At 75.1% G+C, this 19,812-nt stretch carries 21 protein-coding genes; 17 read left to right on the top strand and 4 right to left on the bottom strand.

Translation table 11 applies throughout. The features are described from left to right. Nucleotides 1–62: 62 nt before the first annotated feature. The 3 genes from QUV83_RS09360 to QUV83_RS09350 are packed head-to-tail and all read left to right on the top strand — an operon-like array spanning nt 63 to nt 3,176. Nucleotides 63–1,400 carry a peptidoglycan-binding protein gene (locus QUV83_RS09360; RefSeq protein WP_289564127.1) on the top strand — a complete coding sequence of 446 codons (1,338 nt, stop codon included), beginning with the start codon at nt 63–65 and terminating at the stop codon, nt 1,398–1,400. A 34-nt stretch (nt 1,401–1,434) separates the two neighbouring features. Next, nucleotides 1,435–2,160 carry a lysophospholipid acyltransferase family protein gene (locus tag QUV83_RS09355; protein WP_289564126.1) on the top strand — a complete coding sequence of 242 codons (726 nt, stop codon included), beginning with the start codon at nt 1,435–1,437 and terminating at the stop codon, nt 2,158–2,160. Continuing rightward, the gene (locus QUV83_RS09350; RefSeq protein WP_289564124.1) at nt 2,157–3,176 is read left to right on the top strand and encodes an NAD(P)H-dependent glycerol-3-phosphate dehydrogenase; all 1,020 of its coding nucleotides are present in this window, start codon (nt 2,157–2,159) and stop codon (nt 3,174–3,176) included. The genes QUV83_RS09355 and QUV83_RS09350 overlap by 4 nt, the downstream gene beginning before the upstream one ends. A gap of 10 nt (nt 3,177–3,186) precedes the next feature. Here the strand turns inward: QUV83_RS09350 and QUV83_RS09345 are convergent, their stop codons facing one another. Continuing rightward, nucleotides 3,187–4,380: a trans-sulfuration enzyme family protein gene (locus QUV83_RS09345; RefSeq protein ID WP_289564122.1), complete on the bottom strand. Its 1,194-nt coding sequence runs from the start codon at nt 4,378–4,380 to the stop codon at nt 3,187–3,189. A 110-nt stretch (nt 4,381–4,490) separates the two neighbouring features. Between QUV83_RS09345 and QUV83_RS09340 the strand changes: the two genes are divergently transcribed. Beyond that, the gene (locus tag QUV83_RS09340) at nt 4,491–5,648 is read left to right on the top strand and encodes a D-alanine--D-alanine ligase family protein (protein ID WP_289564120.1); all 1,158 of its coding nucleotides are present in this window, start codon (nt 4,491–4,493) and stop codon (nt 5,646–5,648) included. A 51-nt stretch (nt 5,649–5,699) separates the two neighbouring features. On the opposite strand, the gene QUV83_RS09335 is transcribed toward QUV83_RS09340, so the two are convergent. Then, nucleotides 5,700–6,251 carry a DUF3515 family protein gene (locus tag QUV83_RS09335; RefSeq protein ID WP_289564118.1) on the bottom strand — a complete coding sequence of 184 codons (552 nt, stop codon included), beginning with the start codon at nt 6,249–6,251 and terminating at the stop codon, nt 5,700–5,702. A gap of 115 nt (nt 6,252–6,366) precedes the next feature. Between QUV83_RS09335 and QUV83_RS09330 the strand changes: the two genes are divergently transcribed. Further along, on the top strand, nt 6,367–7,350 hold the full coding sequence (locus QUV83_RS09330) for a thiamine-phosphate kinase (protein ID WP_289564117.1): 984 nt from the start codon (nt 6,367–6,369) through the stop codon (nt 7,348–7,350). A gap of 4 nt (nt 7,351–7,354) precedes the next feature. On the opposite strand, the gene QUV83_RS09325 is transcribed toward QUV83_RS09330, so the two are convergent. Then, nucleotides 7,355–7,879: a GNAT family N-acetyltransferase gene (locus QUV83_RS09325; protein ID WP_289564116.1), complete on the bottom strand. Its 525-nt coding sequence runs from the start codon at nt 7,877–7,879 to the stop codon at nt 7,355–7,357. A gap of 99 nt (nt 7,880–7,978) precedes the next feature. Then, entirely contained in the window at nt 7,979–8,170 is a 192-nt protein-coding gene (rpmB, locus tag QUV83_RS09320) for a 50S ribosomal protein L28 (protein ID WP_066587508.1), read from the bottom strand. A 205-nt stretch (nt 8,171–8,375) separates the two neighbouring features. Between rpmB and QUV83_RS09315 the strand changes: the two genes are divergently transcribed. The 12 genes from QUV83_RS09315 (at nt 8,376) to QUV83_RS09260 (ending at nt 19,804) form a co-directional block, all read left to right on the top strand. Then, complete coding sequence (locus tag QUV83_RS09315) at nt 8,376–10,025, top strand: DAK2 domain-containing protein (RefSeq protein WP_289564113.1); 1,650 nt, start codon at nt 8,376–8,378, stop codon at nt 10,023–10,025. An 85-nt stretch (nt 10,026–10,110) separates the two neighbouring features. Further along, nucleotides 10,111–12,405 carry an ATP-dependent DNA helicase RecG gene (locus tag QUV83_RS09310; protein ID WP_289564111.1) on the top strand — a complete coding sequence of 765 codons (2,295 nt, stop codon included), beginning with the start codon at nt 10,111–10,113 and terminating at the stop codon, nt 12,403–12,405. 84 nt (nt 12,406–12,489) lie between these two features. Next, nucleotides 12,490–13,182: an ABC transporter ATP-binding protein gene (locus QUV83_RS09305; protein WP_289564109.1), complete on the top strand. Its 693-nt coding sequence runs from the start codon at nt 12,490–12,492 to the stop codon at nt 13,180–13,182. Next, nucleotides 13,179–14,867 (top strand): DUF6297 family protein, encoded by a 1,689-nt coding sequence (locus QUV83_RS09300; protein ID WP_289564107.1) that lies wholly within the window; start codon nt 13,179–13,181, stop codon nt 14,865–14,867. Before QUV83_RS09305 ends, QUV83_RS09300 begins: the two co-directional genes overlap by 4 nt. Then, entirely contained in the window at nt 14,864–15,442 is a 579-nt protein-coding gene (rsmD, locus tag QUV83_RS09295; RefSeq protein WP_289564105.1) for a 16S rRNA (guanine(966)-N(2))-methyltransferase RsmD, read from the top strand. The genes QUV83_RS09300 and rsmD overlap by 4 nt, the downstream gene beginning before the upstream one ends. Nucleotides 15,443–15,452: 10 nt before the next feature. After that, nucleotides 15,453–15,953 carry a pantetheine-phosphate adenylyltransferase gene (gene coaD, locus QUV83_RS09290; RefSeq protein ID WP_289564103.1) on the top strand — a complete coding sequence of 167 codons (501 nt, stop codon included), beginning with the start codon at nt 15,453–15,455 and terminating at the stop codon, nt 15,951–15,953. Beyond that, nucleotides 15,950–16,459: a hypothetical protein gene (locus tag QUV83_RS09285; protein WP_289564101.1), complete on the top strand. Its 510-nt coding sequence runs from the start codon at nt 15,950–15,952 to the stop codon at nt 16,457–16,459. The genes coaD and QUV83_RS09285 overlap by 4 nt, the downstream gene beginning before the upstream one ends. A gap of 84 nt (nt 16,460–16,543) precedes the next feature. Further along, nucleotides 16,544–17,140 carry a YceD family protein gene (locus tag QUV83_RS09280; protein WP_289564098.1) on the top strand — a complete coding sequence of 199 codons (597 nt, stop codon included), beginning with the start codon at nt 16,544–16,546 and terminating at the stop codon, nt 17,138–17,140. A gap of 2 nt (nt 17,141–17,142) precedes the next feature. Continuing rightward, nucleotides 17,143–17,340 (top strand): 50S ribosomal protein L32, encoded by a 198-nt coding sequence (rpmF, locus tag QUV83_RS09275; protein WP_066587526.1) that lies wholly within the window; start codon nt 17,143–17,145, stop codon nt 17,338–17,340. Nucleotides 17,341–17,401: 61 nt separating this feature from the next. Beyond that, on the top strand, nt 17,402–18,109 hold the full coding sequence (gene rnc / locus QUV83_RS09270) for a ribonuclease III (RefSeq protein WP_289564095.1): 708 nt from the start codon (nt 17,402–17,404) through the stop codon (nt 18,107–18,109). A 12-nt stretch (nt 18,110–18,121) separates the two neighbouring features. After that, the gene (gene mutM / locus QUV83_RS09265) at nt 18,122–19,048 is read left to right on the top strand and encodes a bifunctional DNA-formamidopyrimidine glycosylase/DNA-(apurinic or apyrimidinic site) lyase (RefSeq protein ID WP_289564093.1); all 927 of its coding nucleotides are present in this window, start codon (nt 18,122–18,124) and stop codon (nt 19,046–19,048) included. A 129-nt stretch (nt 19,049–19,177) separates the two neighbouring features. Further along, nucleotides 19,178–19,804, top strand: coding sequence for a response regulator (locus QUV83_RS09260; RefSeq protein ID WP_289564091.1), 627 nt, complete (start codon nt 19,178–19,180; stop codon nt 19,802–19,804). Nucleotides 19,805–19,812: the final 8 nt, after the last annotated feature.

The raw sequence follows: 19,812 nt of genomic DNA, 5'->3' as shown, positions 1-19,812 counted from the left end.
ACTGCGACAGCGCGCACGGTGACGGCCCCAGCGGGCGCAGGGGTCCGGAGCCCGGGGCGACGATGAGCAGGGCCGTCCCGACCCATGCCCGCTCCGCTCGTTCGCGCACCGCCGCGTGGCTGACGGCGGCGGCGCTCGTGGCCATGGCCGCCGCTGTCGTGGCGGTGGCGCTGCTCAGCCCCGCGATGCGCTCCGAGCCGGCGAAGCGCGAGCCCGAGGCCACCCCCGTGACCCGCGCGGTGGTGGAGCGTCGCGCGCTCGGCGGCGAGGCCCCGACGCTGCAGGGCACGCTGCGCGCCACCACGACGATCTCCGTCAACGCGCCAGCGCTCACCCCGCCCGTCGCGCGGCTGGTGGTGACGGACGCGCCGGCGGGCGTCGGGACCATCGTCTCGTCCGGGAACGTGCTGATCGGGATCTCCGGGCGCCCGATCATCGCGCTGGCCACCGACGTCCCGCTGTACCGGCCGCTGTACCCCGAGGACACCGGGGAGGACGTGCGCCAGCTCCAGGCGGCGCTGGGCGGGCTCGGGCTGTACACGGGGGAGGTCGACGGCGTCTTCGGCCCGCTGACCGCGGCGGCCATCACGGCGATGTACGCGCAAGTGGGATACGCGGAGCCTGCCCCGGAGGCGCCGCGCGTCGCAGCGCTCGAGCAGGCGGAGGACCGGTGGGCCGCCCTCGTGGCCGCCGAGGAGGCCGCGGAGGAGGACGGGACGGGCGGCCCGTCGGCCCGTGACCGGGAGCAGGCCAGGCGCGAGCTCACCCGCGCGCGCGACGACGCGGGCACGTGGCTGCCGCTCGACGAGGTGGCCCATGTCCCCGCCAGCGGCGCGCTCGTGACGAGCATCACGGAGCTGGGCTCGGTGCTCGCCCCCGACGAGACGACCGTGGCCGTGCTGATCGGCGGCCAGCCCATCTTCACCGTGCGCGCGCAGGCCGGGCAGCACGCGGTGTTCACCGCCGGGGACCGGGTGGAGGTGCGGGCCCTCGACGGGTCCGCCGCCATGTCCGGGACGGTGCAGCACGCGGCGGCCGCGACCGGCGCAGCCGCTGATCGCGCGTCGGAGCCCGCATCGGGCGCGGCGGGCTCCGACGAGATCGTCATCGCCGCGCCCCAGGGGTCGCAGCCGGGGATCGCGGACGGGGCGCAGGTCATCGTCACCCTGGAGGGCCGTGTCGCGCGCGAGGAGGCCCTCGTCGTGCCGGAGGGCGCGGTGCGGGAGGACGAGGACGGGCAGTACGTCCTCGTGCCCACGGCGGGCGGCGAGGCGCGCCGGCTCGACGTCGACATCGGCGCGCGGCGAGACGGGTACGTCGAGGTGCTCCCGGGCGCGGCGCTGCGTGAGGGAGACGAGGTCCTGCTCGGGGGCGGGGATGCCCACGCCGGGACCGGATGAGCTCTCCCGCCTTGGACGGGTAGCATCCGTGACCGTGCGAGCACCGCAGCGATCCAACCGCGCCTACCGCAACGTCGCCCGCGTGATCAGGCCGCTGCTGCTGGCGATCACGCGTCGTGAGTGGCGAGGCGTCGAGAACCTCCCCGCCACGGGGGGGTACATCGCCGCGGCCAACCACATGACGAACTTCGACCCGCTGACGTTCGCGCACTTCCTGTACGACAACGGCGTCGCGCCGAAGATCCTCGCGAAGTCGTCGCTGTTCACGATCCCCGTGGTGGGGCGCATCCTGGCCGCCACCGGCCAGATCCCCGTGCACCGCAACACGGTGCAGGCCGGCCAGTCCCTCGACGCCGCCGTCGCCGCGCTCGCCGAGGGGGAGTGCGTCGCGGTCTTCCCCGAGGGCACCCTGACCGGCGACCCGGACCTGTGGCCCATGGTCGGCAAGACGGGCATCGCCCGACTCGCCCTCACCACCCGCGCCCCTGTCATCCCGATCGCGCAGTGGGGGCCGCAGGACGTGCTCGGCCGCTACAGCAAGGTGTTCCGGCCGATCCCGCCCAAGAGGGTCACCGTCGTGGCGGGCCCGCCCGTGGTGCTCGACGATCTCTACGACCTGCCGCTGGACACCGCGACGCTGCGCGAGGCCACCGGCAGGGTCATGGCGGCCATCACCGCGCTGCTCGAGGAGATCCGCGACGAGAAGGCCCCCGCCGAGACGTTCGACCCGCGCCGCGCACGGCAGGAGGGCGGGGCATGAGCGGCGGGGCGGCCGGCCTGCGGGCCGCGGTGCTGGGCACCGGGAGCTGGGGGACGACCTTCGGGGCCGTGCTGGCCGACGCGGGCTGCGAGGTGGCCCTGTGGGGCCGTGACGCGGCCACCTGCGAGGCGATCACCCAGGAGCATCGCAACGAGCGGTACCTGCCCGGCATCGACCTCCCCGAGGGCATGACCGCGTCCACCGACGCCCGGGCCGTCCTCGACGGCGCCGACCTGGTGGCCATCGCCATCCCGTCGCAGAGCGTCCGCGCCACCCTCGAGCCGCTGCGCGAGCACTTCCCGGCCGGGGCCGTGGCCGTCAGCCTGATGAAGGGCGTCGAGCTCGCCACCGACCGCCGCATGAGCCAGGTCGTCGCGGAGGCGCTCGCCCTGCCCGCCGACCAGGTCGCCGTCGTCTCCGGGCCCAACCTCGCCCGGGAGATCGCCGAACGGCAGCCCACCGCCACCGTCGTGGCGTCCACCAGCGAGCAGACCGCGGCACTCGTCGCGCGGGCCTGCGCGTCGTCGTACTTCCGGCCTTACACCAACGACGACGTGGTGGGCGTCGAGCTGTGCGGCGCGGTGAAGAACGTCATCGCGCTCGCGGTCGGCATCTCGCAGGGCCGTGGCCTCGGGTACAACACGATGGCCACGGTGATCACCCGCGGCCTCGTCGAGATCAGCCGGCTGGGCCTCGCGCTCGGCGCGCAGCCCGCCACCTTCCCCGGCCTGGCCGGGATGGGCGACCTCATGGCGACGTGCGCCTCGCCCGACTCCCGCAACCACACGCTCGGCGTGCACCTGGGGCGGGGGATGACCCTCGCCGAGGCGCTCGAGGCCACGGGTGGCACCGCCGAGGGCGTGAAGAGCTCCCGGTCGGTGCTCGAGCTCGCGCGGTCCGTGGGCGTGGAGATGCCCATCACCCACGCGGTGGTGCAGGTGCTGCACGAGGGGCTGCCCGTCGAGGAGCTCGCCCCCCTGCTGCTGTCCCGCCCGCACAAGGCCGAGCGGGTCTGACGGCCCAGTCTCAGGCGCCGGCGAGATCCCCTGCGGGCTCCTCGGCGGGCACGGCGGCGCGTGACGCGCGCAACGCCTGGTCGAGGTCGCGCCACACGTCCTCGACATCCTCGATGCCGACGGACAGCCGCAGCAGGTCCTCGGGCACGGTCAGCGACTCCGTGGCGAACCGGCGCCGGCGCTCCAACGTCGACTCGACCCCGCCCAGGCTCGTCGCGGGCGCCCAGAGCCGCACCGCGCGGGTCACCGCGTCGGCCGCGTCCGCACCGCCGCGCGGGCGCACCCCGATAATCGACCCGAATCCGTTCATCAGCCGCGCCGCGCGCTCGTGGCCCGGGTCGCCCGGCAGGCTCGGGTGGCGCACCTCGAGCACGTCCGGGTGCCCCACCAGGCGGCGGGCGAGCTCGGCGGCCGTGGCCTGCGAGCGCTCCACCCGCAGGGCCAGCGTGCGCAGCCCGCGCAGTGCCAGCCACACCTCGAACGGCCCCGCGATGGCGCCGTGCAGCGTGCGGTGGGCCAGCACACGGGCGTGCAGGGCGTCGTCGTCGGTCAGCACCGCGCCGAGCACGACGTCGGAGTGGCCCGCGAGGTACTTGGTCACCGAGTGGACGACGAGGTCCGCGCCCATGGACAGCGGGCGCTGGCCCAGCGGCGTGGCGAACGTGTTGTCCACGGCGATCAGGGCGCCGGCGGCGTGGGCGCCCGCGACGAGCGCGGGCAGGTCGGCGACCTCCAGCATCGGGTTGGTGGGCGACTCGACCCACAGCATCGACGTGGGGGCGGCAGCGAGCTCGGCCAGGACCGCGGCGGTGTCGTCGATGTCCACGAGGACGACGTCGACTCCGGAGCGCGCCGTGAGCTCCTGGGCGTAGCCGAGGGTCACCTGGTACGAGTGGCGCGGCATGACCACGCGCCCCCCGACCGGGACCAGGGAGAACGCCGCCGCGATGGCAGCCATCCCCGAGCCGAAGACCAGGCCCGGCAGCCTCGCGCCCTCGAGCGCCGCGAGCGCCTCCTCGAACGGCTGCCACGTCTCGGTGCCGGCGCGCGCGTACAGCAGCTCGTCGGGCCCGGGGACGCCCGTCGAGATGTAGGTCGAGGACAGCACGAGTGGCGGGTTCAGCGGGCCGCCCTGCGTCCGGGCGGGGCGGCCGGCAGTCACCGCGACGGTCGACGGGGACAGGTCGGCAGGCTCGTGGGGCATACGCGCAGATTACTCGCGCGGCGGTTCCGCCCAATCCGACCGGGCGGGGAGGGCGGCGAGATGTCCGGTCCGGCCGGACTGCGCCGCGGCGCGCGGTAAGGTCGCACGCGATGGAGACGAGCGCGCGAACCCACGACATCCCCCCGACCTCTGCCACTGCGGCGCGACCTCGGGTCCTGCTGCTCTTCGGCGGACGATCGGGGGAGCACGCGATCAGCTGCGCGACCGCCGGCGGCGTGCTGCGCGCGATCGACTCCGACAGGTATGACGTGCTCGCCGTCGGCATCACGCCGACGGGCCGCTGGGTGAGCGTCGACCCCGACCCGGACCGCTGGTCGATCACCGACGGCCGGCTGCCCGAGGTCGCCGACGCGCCCGAGCGCATCCTGCTGCCCCAGTCCGCCGACGAGCGCTCGGTGCACGTGCTCGACGGGGGAGGCCTGCCGCGCGACCTCGGGCGGGTCGACGTCGTGTTCCCGCTGCTCCACGGGCCGTTCGGCGAGGACGGGACGCTGCAGGGCATGCTCGAGCTGGCCGACCTGCGCTACGTCGGCGCGGGGGTGCTCGCGTCAGCCGTCGGGATGGACAAGCAGTACATGAAGCTCGTCCTGGCCGGGCAGGGACTGCCGGTCGGCCCCTACACGGTGCTGCGGCCCGGCGAGCTCGACCGCGACCCGGACGGCGTCCTCGCACGCGTCGAGCCGCTCGGGCTGCCGCTCTTCGTCAAGCCCGCGCGCGCGGGGTCCAGCCTCGGCATCACCCGCGTCACGGACCTGGCGGACCTGCCAGCCGCCGTCGCGGAGGCGCAGCGCCACGACCCCAAGGTGGTCGTCGAGGCCGCCATCGTCGGCCGCGAGATCGAGTGCGCGGTGCTCGGCAGCCCCGGCGTCGAGCGGCCGCGCGCGTCGCTGCCCGGCGAGATCGTGGTGACCGACGTCAAGCACGACTTCTACGACTTCGAGGCCAAGTACCTGGCCGAGGCCGATGTCGAGCTGCGCTGCCCGGCCGACCTGCCCGCCGGGATCGTCGAGAAGGTGCGCGACATCGCCGTGCGCACCTTCGAGGCCGTCGACTGTGAGGGGCTGGCTCGGGTCGACGTGTTCGTCACGGAGGCCGGCGAGGTGATCGTCAACGAGATCAACACGATGCCCGGCTTCACGCCCTTCTCGATGTACCCGCGCATGTGGGAGGCCTCGGGGCTGCCCTATGCGCAGCTGGTCGACGAGCTGCTGCAGCTCGCGCTGCACCGGCCCACCGGGCTGCGCTGACCTCGGCGGCCGGCACAGGCGCTCGTCACAGGCGGCCGTCCCAGGCGGCCATCACAGGCAGGACCGGGTGGCCTCCACCTGGTCGATCGCCGGCCCGAACTGGTCCACGAAACTCGTCGAGTGGCTCGCGGTGACCGCTGCGGGCACCACGACCTCGACGGCGGGCTCGCGCCCGTAGGTGGTGAACGTCCAGTCAGCGGCGCCGTCGGCGTCGGGCTCGCCGGCGACAGTGACCCAGTCCACCGACGGCCCGCCCGGCGTCTCCACCGTGACGCAGCGGTCGGTGGTGGGCCCGAGCGGCTCCACCCCGCAGCGCAGCACCACGGCCGCCGTGGGGGAGCCCCAGGCCGCGCTGGCCTGGCTCGTGGTGTCCATCCGCTCGAGGTCGCCGAGGACGTCGGGCAGGGCCAGCACGATGCTCGCGCACGCGGGCTCCTGGGCGTGGGGCGCGGCCTTCACCGACACCGCGGAGGTGCAGCCCGCGAGCAGCAGGCTCAGCCCCGAGACGGCGGCCAGCAGCGAGGCCGCCGGGCGGGGAGCCGTCGCGCGGCGGCGAGGACGTCGTCGTGCGGGGATGCCTGCCCCCAGGTGTGCCGGGTTCACGCCGACACGCTAACCCGACCGGGCGGCGCCCGACGACCATGGGTCGATGGGCGGGTCCGGGGGACTGGGCGGGCCCGGGGACGTCCGGCCCGCGGGGTCGGGATACCGTGACGCGGTGAGCTCACCCGACGACCCGACCGTCGCCGACCTGTCCGAGGACGCGATCCTCGCCCGGATCTTCCCCCACCTGCCGCAGGCGCCGGGCACCGTGGTGCCGCCGGGCGACGACGCGGCAGTGGTCCTCGCCCCGGACGGGCACGTGGTCGTGTCCACGGACGTGCTGGTCGAGGGCCGGCACTTCCGCCGGGAGTGGTCCAGCGGCGCCGACGTCGGCTGGCGGGCGGCGGCGCAGAACCTCGCCGACATCGCCGCGATGGGCGCGCGCCCCACTGCCCTGGTGGTGGCGCTCGTCGCCCCCGCCGACCTGCCCGCGTCCTGGGTGGAGGGCCTCGCGCGGGGGCTCGCCGCCGCCGCCAGCCCGCACGGCGCCGGCGTGGTGGGCGGGGACTTGTCCGGTGGCCCGGCGGTGGTGGTGTCCGTGACGGTGCTGGGCGACCTCGAGGGGCGGGTCCCGGTGCGCCGATCGGGCGCGCGCCCCGGCGACGTCGTCGCCCACGCGGGTGTGCGCGGGCGATCCGCCGCAGGCCTGGCCCTGCTGGCCGCGGACCGCGCCGACCTGGACCCCGGGCTGGTCGACTCCTACCTGCGCCCCGACCCCCCGGTGGGCGCGGGCGCCGCGGCCGCGCGGGCCGGGGCGAGCGCGATGCTGGACGTCTCGGACGGGCTGCTGCGCGACGCGGGGCGGATCGCCGGGCCGAGCGGCGTGCGGATCGACCTGGACCCCGTGGAGCAGGCGTTCGCCGCCGATCTCGACCGCCTGGCCGCCGTCGCCGACGCGTTGGTGGCCGACGCGCGCGGCTGGGTCCTCACCGGCGGCGAGGACCACGGGCTGCTGGCCACGTTCCCGGCGGGGACGGCGTTGCCGGCGCCGTTCCGACGCGTCGGGCGGGTGCTGCCCGGCGACGGGAGCGCGTCAGTGACCGTCGGCGGCAGCGCGCCGGAGGTCGAGGGCTCGGGGTGGGACCACTTCGCCCGGTAGGTCGTCAGCCGCGGCGGTAGCGGACCTGGAGCAACTCGGCTCCGCCCACGTCCTCGAAGCGCTCGGTGCCGTCGGCCTGGAAGCCGTTGCGGCGGAAGAAGTGGCGGGCACGCTCGTTCTCGGCGAGCACCCACAGCGACAGCGGGAACGCGCCACCGACCTCTTGCACCACAGTGCGGGCCAGGTGACGGGCGACGCCGTGGCCCCACGTCCCGGGATCGAGGTACATCGAGTAGATCTCGCGCTCGCGGGGGCGGGCGTCCTCGTCGCGGCTGGGGCCGACCGTCACGAAGCCGAGCAGCGTGCCCTGCGACTCGGCGATCCACGTCCGCACATGGTCGTGCGGGCCGGTCTCCAGGTGGCGCGCCCACTCCTCGGCGCGGGTCTGCGGGTCGAGCGAGGCCAGGTGCGCGGCGGGCACGATGCTCTCGTAGGCCTCCTGCCACGACCGCACGTGGACTCGGGCGATCGCGGGCGCGTCGTCCACCAGGGCGATGCGGATGGCCACCTCGTCGAGATCGTCCGGCATGCCCTCACCCTGCCACATCGCCCCTCGGCGCATCAGGCCTGAGCAGCACGAAGGCCCGTGAGGATCTCCTCACGGGCCTTCGTGGCGAAACGGGAAAGCTCAGATGGCGCGCTGCACCTTGCCGGCCTTGAGGCACGACGTGCAGACGTAGAGCCGCTTCGGGGTCCCCGCGACGACGGCGCGCACCCGCTGGATGTTCGGGTTCCAGCGACGCTTCGTCCGCACGTGAGAGTGCGAGATGCTGTGCCCGAAGCTCGGGCCCTTGGCGCAGACTTCGCAGTTGGCAGCCACGGTGTTCTCCTGATTCGGTCTTGACACGCCGCAGCGCGGCGAAGTTTTGGTCCGGGGGCGGGCGCACAACCCGGAATGGGGCGCGACCCGTGCCCGGACGCAGCCGGGCAACCGCTACAGACTAGCCCACCTCGCCGATGGACCCAAACGTGGGCGCCATGCGGCATCGTGGGGGGGCTGCACCATCGGAGGGAGGACAGATCGCGTGACACTGCTCGACGGGCCTGCTGTGCGCGCCTGGGCGCATGCGGCGCAGGAGGCGCTCGCCGCGGCGCGTGACCGCATCGACGCGGTCAACGTGTTCCCGGTGGCCGACTCGGACACAGGCACCAACCTCCTCCTCACTGTCACCGGCGGGGCCGCCGAGGCCGCCGCGCCGGCCGTCCCGCAGGGCTCGGCCGACGGCGCGGATGTCGTGGCACGCGCTTTCGCCCGCGGGGCCCTCCTCGCGGCCCGCGGCAACTCGGGCGTGATCGTCAGCCAGTACCTCGCCGGGCTGGCCGAGTCGCTGCCCGCCGAGGCCGACGGCGCGCAGGTCGCCCAGGCCCTCGCCGCCGCCGCGAACGCCGCGGCGCGCGCGGTGGCGGACCCGCAGGAGGGCACAGTGCTCACCCTGGCCCGTGTCATGGCCGAGGCGGCGACGTCGGCGGCGGACGCCGCGCCGGGCGGGCGCCCGGGCGTCGAGGGCGTGCTGCGCGCGGCGGCCGAGCAGGGGCGCGCGAGCCTCGGGGCGATCAGCGCGGCGCATCCCCAACTACGCGCCGCGCACGTGCTGGACGCCGGCGCGTGCGGGCTGCTGGTGCTCGTCGAGTCCCTCGCCCGGGTGGTCATGGGCGGGGGCGACGAGCCCGCCGATCTCGACTGGCTTCCCGTGTCAGGGCCACAGCCGCACACCGGCCCGCTGGCCGGGGGCGCCTACGAGGTGATGCTGCTGGTCCGCGCGGACCCCGCGCAGGACATCGGCGACCAGTTGCGCGCGCGCATGCAGGCTGTGGGGGACTCCGTCGCGGTGGTGGGCTCCGAGGGGGTCTGGAACGTGCATGTGCACACCGACGCCCCGGCCCGCGCGATCGACGAGGCGGCCGTGGGGGCACGCGACCATGTGGTGGTGCGCCTGCTCACCCCCGACCACCGCGAGCGGCATGCGGCGCATGACGGTGTGGCGGGCGACGGCGCCGGGCCCCTCGCAGGCGGCCGGGCCACCCGGGGGAGCGACGACCCGCCTGGCCAGGGCGCCGGCGGCGAGCCGCTCGGAGTCGTCGTCTGCACGTCTTTCGCCGAGCTCGCCGCGACGCACGCCTCGGCGGGCGCGGTCGTGGTGGTGCGGGGCGACGCCGCCGAGATCGGCGTCCGGCACGTGGAGCGGGCGATCACCGATGCGGGATCGCGGCATGTGGTGCTGCTGCCGGGCGACGCGGTCACCGCCGACGTCGCGCGCTCCGCGGCCCGATCTCTGGCATCGGCGGGGGTCCGGGTGGATGTGGCCGAGGCCTTCGACGAGTTGCGCGTGCTGGTCGGGCTGCTCGCGTTGCACGCGGGCTCGGGGGACCCCGCGGGGCGGATCGCGGCGTGCGCCGCCGCGCTGGCCCGGCTGCGGACGGGCGCCGTCGGGCAGCCGGACGCGGGCGCGCTGGACGCGGGCGCGCTGGACGCGGGCGTGCTGGACGGGGAGCTCGACCGGCTCGTGGCGGAGCACGGCGACCAGCCGGAGTCGCTCACGGTGCTCCTGGGCGGGGCCGACGACGGGCTGTGCGCCGCGATCGAGGCCGCGGCGGAGCGCCACAAGCTGGAGCTGACCGTGGCCGTCGCCGGATCCGGGGACGGCCTGCCCGGAGCCTGGCTGGGAGTCGATTGATGGCGGACGGTCGGCAGATGGCTGGAGTCCGGCAGATGGCTGAGCGGCACTGCCTGGAGGCGCGCAGCACCCCGGAGGCCTGCGCATGAGCGTGCCCGACGACGCCGTGGTGCGGCCCGTCGCCCGGATGGACGAGCCGCTGTCCCGTGTGCTGGGGGAGCGCAGCGCCGCGCCGCTGGCCAAGCTGGGGCTGCGCACCACCGGCGACCTGCTGCGGCACTACCCGCGCCGCTACTCCGAGCCGGGCACGCTGACCGACCTCGCGAGCCTCGCCATCGGCGAGCACGTGACCGTCATGGCGCAGGTGCAGCAGGCCACCGTCCGCGAGATGCGTTCGCGGGGCGGCGCGATGCTGCAGGCCGTCGTCACGGACGGCTCGCGCAGCCTGCACCTGACGTTCTTCGCGAAGCGCCGCGGCGCGCTGCGCCTCCACGAGCAGCGCCTGCTGCCGGGCCGTACCGGGATGTTCACGGGGGTGGTCTCGGACTACCGGGGGCAGCGCCAACTCACGCATCCCGACTACCAGCTCGTGGGCGTCGACGCCGACGACGAGGCCGCCGCCCTGGTCGAGGCGAGCCGTCCCATCCCGATCTACCCGGCGTCCGCCGCGGCCCCCACCTGGCGCGTCCAGCGGTGCGTGCGCACCGTCCTGGACCCGCTCACGGACGCCGACCTGCCCGACCCGCTGCCCGATCAAGTGCGCGAGCGGCACGGCCTGGCGGGGCTGCGCGAGGCGCTACAGCTCGTGCACGAGCCCTATGACGACGACGAGTGGCGCCGCGGGCTGAAGAGGCTGCGCTACGAGGAGGCGTTCGTGCTGCAGGCCGAGCTGGCCCGGCGCCGGGCGCGCACGGCCCAGCAGGAGGCCGTGGCACGGCCCCGGGTCCCCGGCCGGCTGCTGGACCTGTTCGACGAGCGGCTGCCGTTCACGCTGACCGCCGGGCAGCACGAGGTCGGCGCGGTGCTGGCCGAGGAGCTCGCGGGAGCCCACCCCATGCAGCGCCTGCTGCAGGGCGAGGTCGGCTCCGGCAAGACGGTCGTGGCGTTGCGCGCGATGCTGCAAGTCGTCGACGCGGGCGGCCAGGCGGCGCTGCTGGCGCCCACCGAGGTGCTCGCCGCGCAGCATGTGCGCACCCTGCGCGCGCTGCTCGGGGACCTCGCCGAGGGCGGGTTCCTGGGCGGCACGGACGTGAGCACCCGGGTCGCCCTCCTCACCGGGTCGCAGGGGGCCGCGGCGCGCCGGGAGAACCTGCTCGACGCGGCCAGCGGGCGCGCTGGCATCGTGGTGGGCACCCACGCGCTGCTCACCGACACCGTGCAGTTCGCCGACCTCGGCCTGGTGGTCGTCGACGAGCAGCACCGCTTCGGCGTCGAGCAGCGGGACCTGCTGCGCGCCAAGGCCGCCCAGACCCCGCACCTGTTGGTGATGACGGCCACGCCCATCCCGCGCACCGTGGCGATGACGGTGTTCGGCGACCTGGAGACCTCGACGCTGCGCGAGATCCCGGCCGGGCGCAGCGGGGTCACCACGCATGTGGTGCCCGCGGACAACGCCGCCTGGGTGGAACGCGCCTGGCAGCGCGTGCGCGAGGAGGTGGACCGCGGCGGGCGGGCGTACGTGGTGTGCCCGCGCATCGACCCCGACGACGAGAAGGCCCCCCGGCGCGGCCGCGACGACGACGGCGCCGACCTGCTCGCCGACGACCTCCTCGAGGGCCTTGGGGGCTCTGCGGGCGGCCCCGGTGACGGCGGCCCGCCAGCCCGCCAGCTGCGCTCCGTCGTGGAGGTCGCCGCAGAGCTGCGGGCCCGCCCGGCGCTCTCAGGAGTGCAGGTCGGGGAGCTGCACGGGCGCATGAGCCCGGACGAGAAGGAGCGGGCGCTCGCGGACTTCGCCGCCGGACGCGTCCCCGTGCTCGTGTCCACCACGGTGATCGAGGTGGGCGTCGACGTGCCCGAGGCCACCGTGATGGTGGTGCTCGACGCGGACCGGTTCGGCATCTCCCAGCTCCACCAGCTCCGGGGGCGGATCGGCCGGGGCTCGGCTCCCGGGCTGTGCCTGCTCGTCGCGAGCGCGCCCGACGGCACTCCTGCCGCGACGCGGCTCGCCACCCTCGCCGCCACCTCGGACGGCTTCGAGCTGGCCGCCGTCGACTTGGGGCTGCGCCGCGAGGGCGACGTGCTCGGCGCGGCGCAGTCCGGCGCCGCGAGCTCGCTGCGGCTGCTGCGGGTGACCCGCGACGCCCAGGTGATCGCCGACGCGCGCGCCGACGCCCGCGAGCTCGTCGACGCCGACCCCGAGCTGGACGGCTGGCCGGCGTTGCGCGCGGCGATCGACCAGCAGCTCGCGGGGGAGCGCGAGGAGTTCCTCGACCGCGCCTGACGGCACGCCCCCGGCCTGTGGGGACTGCCCTCGACGACTGCAGGGCCCCGCGCATGGGGGCCCTGGACGCGTACCCTGGCGCGCGTGTCCAAGGCTCCTGTCGTCCGCGCCCGCAACCTCCTCGTCGGGTACGGCGGTGATCCCGTCTGCGCGCCCGTCACATTCACGCTCGCGCCCGGCCGGGTGCTCGCGCTGGTGGGCGCCAACGGCTCCGGCAAGTCCACGGTGCTGCGCGCGGTGCTCGGCCTGCTCGACCCGGCGGGCGGCACCGTGGAGGCGTTCGGCCGCCCCGTCGACGAGCGCGAGACCGGCTTCCGCAAGCGGGTCGCCAGCGTGCTCGACGACGACGCGTACTTCCCGGCCCTGACGGTGGCGGAGCACCTGTACCTGACGGCGCGCGGCCACGGCGTGCGCGACGCCGACGACGTGGTCGCCCAGGCGCTCGACGACTTCGGCCTCACCGAGCACGGCACGTCGCTGCCCGTGGCGCTGTCCTCGGGGCAGCGGCGACGGCTGCTGCTCGCCGCCGGGTTCGTGCGCCCGCGCGGGCTGCTGGTGCTCGACGAGCCGGAGCAGCGGCTCGACCTGTCGATGCGCAGCCGGCTCGCGGAGCGCCTGGTCGAGGAGCGGGCCGCTGGCGGCTCGGTGCTGCTGGCCACCCACGACCCGGTGCTGCTGCGCGCGGTGGCCGATCGCGCGGTGCTGATCGCCGATGACGAGTGCCGGCTGCTGAGCGCCGAGGACGCCGCCGCGGCGATCGCCCCGGGCGTGCTGTGAGCGCACACGTGGACCCCGACGACCTCGCGCCGGACGACAGCGCGCCCGACGACATCTCGCCCGACGAGGCGGCCGACGCCTGGGACGCGCCCCTCGTCGGCCCCGCAGACCTCTCGTCGCCCCCCTCGGGCCGGTCGATCCGCCGGTACACCGCCGCCGCCGCGAACCAGCGCTCCGGCGCGAGCATCGGGCAGCTCCTCAATGACGTGTACTACGCGGCGATCTCGATGGCCATCGGCATCGGGATGGCGTTGGGCATCGCGGGGACCCTGCGCGAGGCGCTGCCGAAGCCACCGGCGGGCGGTGTCGACGCGGGGCTCAGCCTGCCGTCGCTCGTCACCGTCATGGTGGTGGGCTTGGCCGGCATCCTGCTGTCGTTGGCGGGGCGGCTCGGCCCGGTCGGCGCGGGGGGCGCGGAGGCCGCCTGGTGGCTGCCCTTGCCGGTGGACCGGCGCGGCCTGCTGCGCCCGGCGTCCCGGCGCCTGCCACTGCTGGCGGCTGGCGCGGGGGCCGTCGTCGTGGCCCTGTTCGACACAGGGCTGCTCGCCGCGGACGATCCCGCCCGGGTCGTCCGCGCGGCGCTCGGCGCGGCCCTCGGCGCGGCAGTGGTGGTGCTGGCGGCGGGCGTCGGGCAGACGCTGTTGGTGACGCGCCGGGCCACCGCCCTCGTGGGCGACCTGGTGCTGGCCGCGGCGCCCCTCCTGGCACTGGCCGGCGCGCTCGCGGGCTGGACCCTCGATGTGCTGCCCGTCGCGCCCGCCTGGCTGTTGGGCGTCCTGGCGGCCGTGGCCGCCCTGCTCGCCTGGACGCTGGACCGCAGGCTCGACCGCATCCCGTCCCGGTCGCTGCGTGAGAGCGGCTCCGTGGCCAACCACGCCGTCGGGGCTGTGGTGTCCCTCGACTCTCGTGAGCTGGGCCGCGCCCTGACCGATGGCGCCGCCCGCACCCGCCGGCGGCGCTCGGTCCGGTTCCGCGGCGTGTCCGGGGCTCCGGCGGCGCTCGTCGTGGCCGACGTGATGGTGCTGCTCCGCTCGACCCGGCACCTGGTGCAGATCGCCGTCGCGGCCCTCGTGCCGGTGCTTGTGGCGCTGGTGCCGCAGCTCGCCGGGCCGGTGGGCTTCCTCATCGCGGTGCTGCTGGGCGGCTACGTGGCGATGACGGCCACCGGCGAGGGCGCCCGTCGTGCCGAGATGGCGCCCGTGCTGGACCGCCTGCTGCCCCTGCCGGCCGGGCAGGTGCGGCGCTGGCGCATGGTGGTGCCCGGCGTGGTGATGCTGCTGTGGTCGATCGTCGCGTTCGGCGCCGTGGGCGTCTGGGCGGGCGATCTGCCCACCTGGCTGGCGCTGGGGATCGCGTCGGCGCCTGTGTGGGCGGGCGCGGCGATCCGCTCGGCCTACCGGCCGGCCCCGGACTGGGCGGGCCCGTTGGTCTCGACGCCGATGGGCGCGCTGCCCACGGGGGTCGCGTCCGTGCTGTCCCGGGGGCCGGATGTGGTGATCCTCGGCATGATCCCGGTGGCCATCGCCATCCTGCTCGGCTCGGTGCTGCCGGTGCTGCTCTTGGTGCAGATGGTGCTCTCGGTGATCGTCGTGGCCGTGTCCTCAGCGAGCCGCACGATGATGGACCGCATGAACGACGCGCTCGGCCAGGACTCCGCGCAGCCCACCGGGGCGGTGCGCCGATGACCAGGATCGTGTCCGGCGCCGTTGGCGGGCGCACGCTGCAGGTCCCGGCCAAGGGCACCCGGCCCACCAGCGACCGCGTGCGGGAGGCGCTGTTCGCGCGCCTGGAGCACCTGGGCGTGGTCGACGGCGCGCGGGTGCTCGACCTGTACGCGGGCTCGGGGGCGCTGGGCCTCGAGGCCGTCAGCCGGGGCGCGGCGCACGCCACCCTCGTCGAGGCGGCGCGGCCCGCGGTCGAGGTGTGCCGGCGCAATGTCGCCGCGCTGGGCCTCGGCGGCCAGGTCACTGTCGTCGCAGACCGCGCGGAGCGGTTCACCGCCCGTGGCGCCGCGCACCCCTGGGACCTGGTGCTGCTCGACCCGCCGTACGACGTGCCGGAGAAGGACCTGGCGGCGGTGCTCGCCGGGCTGCCCGGCTTCCTGTCGCCCGATGCGGTGGTGGTCGTGGAGCGGTCCACCCGCAGCCCCGAGCCCACCTGGCCGGCGGGCCTCGAGCGGTTCGACGAGCGCGCCCACGGGGAGACCCGGGTGTGGAGCGCCCAGCCTGTCACGCAGCCCTCGGGGGACGTGCTCGCGTAGGTTGGCATCCGTGACCACAGCCGTCTGCCCGGGATCCTTCGACCCGATCACCCTCGGCCACCTGGACGTGGTGCGCCGGGCCCACAGCCTCTTCGACGAGGTGGTGGTCGGCGTCGCCCAGAACTCGTCCAAGAAGGCGCTGCTGCCGGCCGACGTGCGCGTCGAGCTGGCACGCGCGGCCCTCGACGGCCTCGACGGGGTGCGCGTCGAGGTGATCCCCGGCCTGTTGGCCGACTTCGTGCGCGAGGTGGGCGCCGTGGCTGTGGTCAAAGGGCTGCGGGGTGGCGCCGACTTCGACGCCGAGGCCCCGATGGCCCTCATGAACCGCCACCTGACCGGGGTGGAGACGGTGTTCGTCATCGGCGACACCGCCCTCGCCCACATCGCGTCCTCGCTGGTCAAGGACGTGGCCCGGTTCGGGGGGGAGATCGACGACCTGGTGCCGCCTGGCGTGTCCCAGGCGGTCCGCGACGCGCTGGGCGCACGCCCGGCGGGGGGAGGCAGCACATGACGACGGCAGACGCCCACAACGGCGCCGAGGACCGGACCCAGCCCGAGGGGCTGACGGGGATACTCGAGGCGCTCGCGGCCTCCATCGAGACGGCGCGCGCGATGCCGATGTCGTCCTCGGTGCTGGTGAACCGCGCCGAGCTGCTCGACCTGGTCTCCCAGGCGCTGGACGCGCTGCCCACGCAGCTCGTGCAGGCCGACGCGGTGCTGGCGGACGCCGACGCCGCCCGGGAGGCCGCGCAGGCCTCCGCCGACGTCATGCTCCGCGAGGCCCGCGCGCAAGCCGCCCGCCTGGTGGAGCGCGAGGAGGTCGTCGAGCAGGCCCGCGCCCGCGCCGCGGAGCTGATCGCCGAGGCCGAGCGCACTGCCGAGGGCCTGCGCCGGGACGCTGACGACTACTGCGACCGGCGGCTCGCCGACTTCGAGATCGACCTCGGCAAGGTGCTCAGCCAGGTCCAGGCGGGGAGGGCGAAGCTCGCGGGGCGCCTGGCCGGCTCCGACGGCTAGCCCGCGCCGGTTTGGGGCGCGGCCCGCGGTGCCGTAGGATTCTTCTTTGGTCCTGCCGGTCATCGTGCGGACCGAGACACCTCTATGACGGGAACCTGGACCGTGCAGCGCGCGACACACCTCGATCCCCGCTCGCCCTTCGTGCTCGACACCCATGAGCTCGGACGACGTCCGGGATCGATGCGGACCGTGCAGCGGACGGTGCCCGCCCCAGAGGATCTCGGCACCGAGGTGATCGGCGTCCCTGTCGGGAGCGACCTGGAGCTGGATGTCCGGCTCGAGGCTGTGATGGAGGGGGTCCTGGTCACCGGATCCGTCCGCGGCCGTGCGGTGGGGGAGTGCGTGCGCTGCCTGGAGGAGGTCGTCGAGGACTTCGACGTCCCGTTCCAGGAGTTGTACGTCTACCCTGAGCGTGCGGCGGTCGCGGTCGAGGACGGCGACGACGAGGAGGACGTGCGCGAGCTCGAGGGCGACTTGATCGACATCGAGCCCGCGATTCGGGACACGGTGGTGCCTGCGCTACCCTTTCAACCGCTCTGCGGACCCGACTGCCCGGGCCTGTGCTCCGAGTGTGGAGCACGCCTGGCGGACGACCCGGACCACACGCATGAGATCCTTGACCCTCGGTGGGCCGCCCTCGGGCGCCTCCAGGGCACGTTCGACGAGACGAAAGAGAGCTAGCCGTGGCTGTTCCGAAGCGCAAGATGTCGCGCAGCAACACCCGTGCGCGTCGGTCGCAGTGGAAGACCACTGCCACGACGCTCATGACCTGCCCCCAGTGCAAGGCCGACAAGCAGCCGCACATCGCCTGCCCGTCGTGCGGCGCGTACAACAACCGTCGCTACGCCGAGGCGGTCCGCACCGAGCACGAGGCACGCTGACGGTCTTCCGACCGTTGAGAGGCATCACCATGCTGCGCACGCGCCGTCCATTGACCTGGTCATGAGCGACGCGGCCACACAGCTCATCGAGAAGCTCGGGGTCCAGCTGGACCCCGAGCTTCTTGTGCTGTCCCTCACACACAGGTCCTTCGCCCATGAGGCGGGCGGCATCCCGACCAACGAGCGCCTGGAGTTCCTCGGCGACACGGTGCTGGGGCTCGTCGTGACCGAGACGCTGTACCGCACGCACCCGGGGCTGTCCGAGGGCGAGCTGGCGAAGATGCGCGCCGCCACGGTCTCGCAGCGCGCGCTGGCCTCCGTCGCCCGCGAGCTCGACCTCGGGTCCTACGTGCTGCTCGGCAAGGGCGAGCTCGCGACCGGGGGCAACGACAAGGACTCGATCCTGTCGGACACGCTCGAGGCGCTGTTCGGCGCCGTTTACCTCGCCCACGGGCTGGAGGAGGCCCGCGGCGTGGTGTTGCGCCTCGTCGGGGCCACGCTCACTGCGGCGGCCGATCTGGGCGCCGGGCTCGACTGGAAGACCAGCCTGCAGGAGCTCGCCGCGGAGCTGGGCCTGGGCGCCCCGGTCTACGAGGTGGTGGGCGAGGGCCCCGACCACGCGCGCACGTTCACCGCGCGCGCCATCGTCGGCGGGGAGGCGCGGGGGACCGGCACCGGCCCGGCGAAGAAGCTCGCCGAGCAGGAGGCCGCCGCGAACGCCTACGGCGCCCTCGAGGCGTTGCCACGCTCCACGGCCCCCTCGGCTTGAGCCGGGCCAGGCATGCCGGAGCTGCCTGAGGTCGAGACCGTCAGGGACGGGCTCGAGCGCCATGTGATCGGGCGCGCCATCGCCGACGTCGAGGTGCGGCGCGACTACAGCGTGCGCCGGCACGAGGGCGGACCGCTCGACTTCGCCGGACGGCTCCGGGGCCGACGCCTCGACGCCGCGGCACGCCGGGGCAAGTTCCTGTGGCTGCTGTTGGACGCGCCGGACACCGAGCTGCCCGACGCCGCCCTGATGGCGCACCTGGGCATGAGCGGGCAGCTCCTGGTGCGCAGCACCGCTGCCGACGCCGCCGCCGCCGAGCCGCATCCGCATCTGCGCGTGCGGCTGTGGCTGGACGACGGCGGCGCCCTGGACTTCGTCGACCAGCGGACCTTCGGGCACCTGTCGGTGGCCGAGCTGGCGCCCACCCCCGACGGCGCCCCTGGCGGGACCGGGTCGCCGCTGCCGCTCGTGCCCGAGCCGGTGGCGCACATCGGGCGCGACTTGCTCGACCCGGCCCTCGACCGGGAGGCCCTCGTGGCCCGGATCCGGCAGCGCAAGACGGGCCTCAAGCGTGCGCTGCTCGACCAGACGCTCGCCTCCGGAGTGGGCAACATCTACGCCGATGAGGGCCTGTGGCGCGCCAGGCTGCACTACGCCAGGCCCACCGACACCCTGCGCCGGGCGGAGGTGGAGCGGGCCCTGGACGGCGCCACCGAGGTGATGCGGGAGGCGCTCGCCCAGGGCGGCACCAGCTTCGACGCGCTGTACGTCGACGTGAACGGGGCGTCGGGGTACTTCGACCGCTCGTTGGCGGTCTACGGCCAGGAGGGGCGTCCCTGCCCGCGCTGCGGGACGCTGGTGCGACGCGACACCTTCATGAACCGGTCGTCGTACACCTGCCCGGTCTGCCAGCCGCGCCCGCGCAACGGCCGCTGGTAGCCGCAGGCCCAGCCGAACTCGGTCCGATCGGTGGGTCTCGCGAGGCTGTGCCCGAGTCCCTGGATACGATGAGGTGTGCCCCCCACGAATCCTGCACCGAAGCCCGAACGCAGCGGCCCCATCACCGTGATGATCGTCGACGACCACGAGGTCGTGCGGCGCGGCATCGCGGAGGTCGTGGAGCGCGCTGAGGGCATGACAGTGATCGCCGAGGCCGGATCGGTCGCCGACGGCGTGCGCCGTGCCGCGCTGGTCCAGCCGCAGATCCTGCTGGTCGACCTGCAGCTGCCCGACGGCACCGGCATCGACCTCATCACCGCGGTCCGCAAGCTCCACCCCGAGGCGCGGGCCATCGTGCTCACGTCCTTCGACGACGACGACGCGCTCACCGCCGCCCTCGAGGCCGGGGCGTCGGCCTACCTGCTCAAGAGCGTGCGCGGCGCGGAGATCACCGAGGTGGTGCGCGCCGTGGCTGCCGGCCGGACGCTGCTCGACGAGCGGACCGTCACGCGCCGCCGCGCCGGGCACGACGACCCGACGGAGAACCTCACACCGAGCGAGATGAAGGTGCTCGACCTGATCGGCGAGGGCCTGTCCAACCGTGAGATCGCCGAGCGGCTCGGCGTCGCGGAGAAGACCGTCAAGAACCACATCACGTCGCTGCTCGCCAAGATGGGCCTGCAGCGCCGGACCCAGGTCGCGGCGTGGGTCTCGGCCCGCAAGCACAGCGGTTGGCGCGCCGAGACCGGTCGCTGAGCCCGTCG

The sequence above is a fragment of the Cellulomonas cellasea genome (genome assembly GCF_030372105.1).
GTDB classification, from domain to species: Bacteria; Actinomycetota; Actinomycetes; order Actinomycetales; family Cellulomonadaceae; genus Cellulomonas_A; species Cellulomonas_A cellasea_A.
Note: the sequence above shows the minus strand (reverse complement) of the source record. Positions and strands in the feature narration are given on the sequence as shown.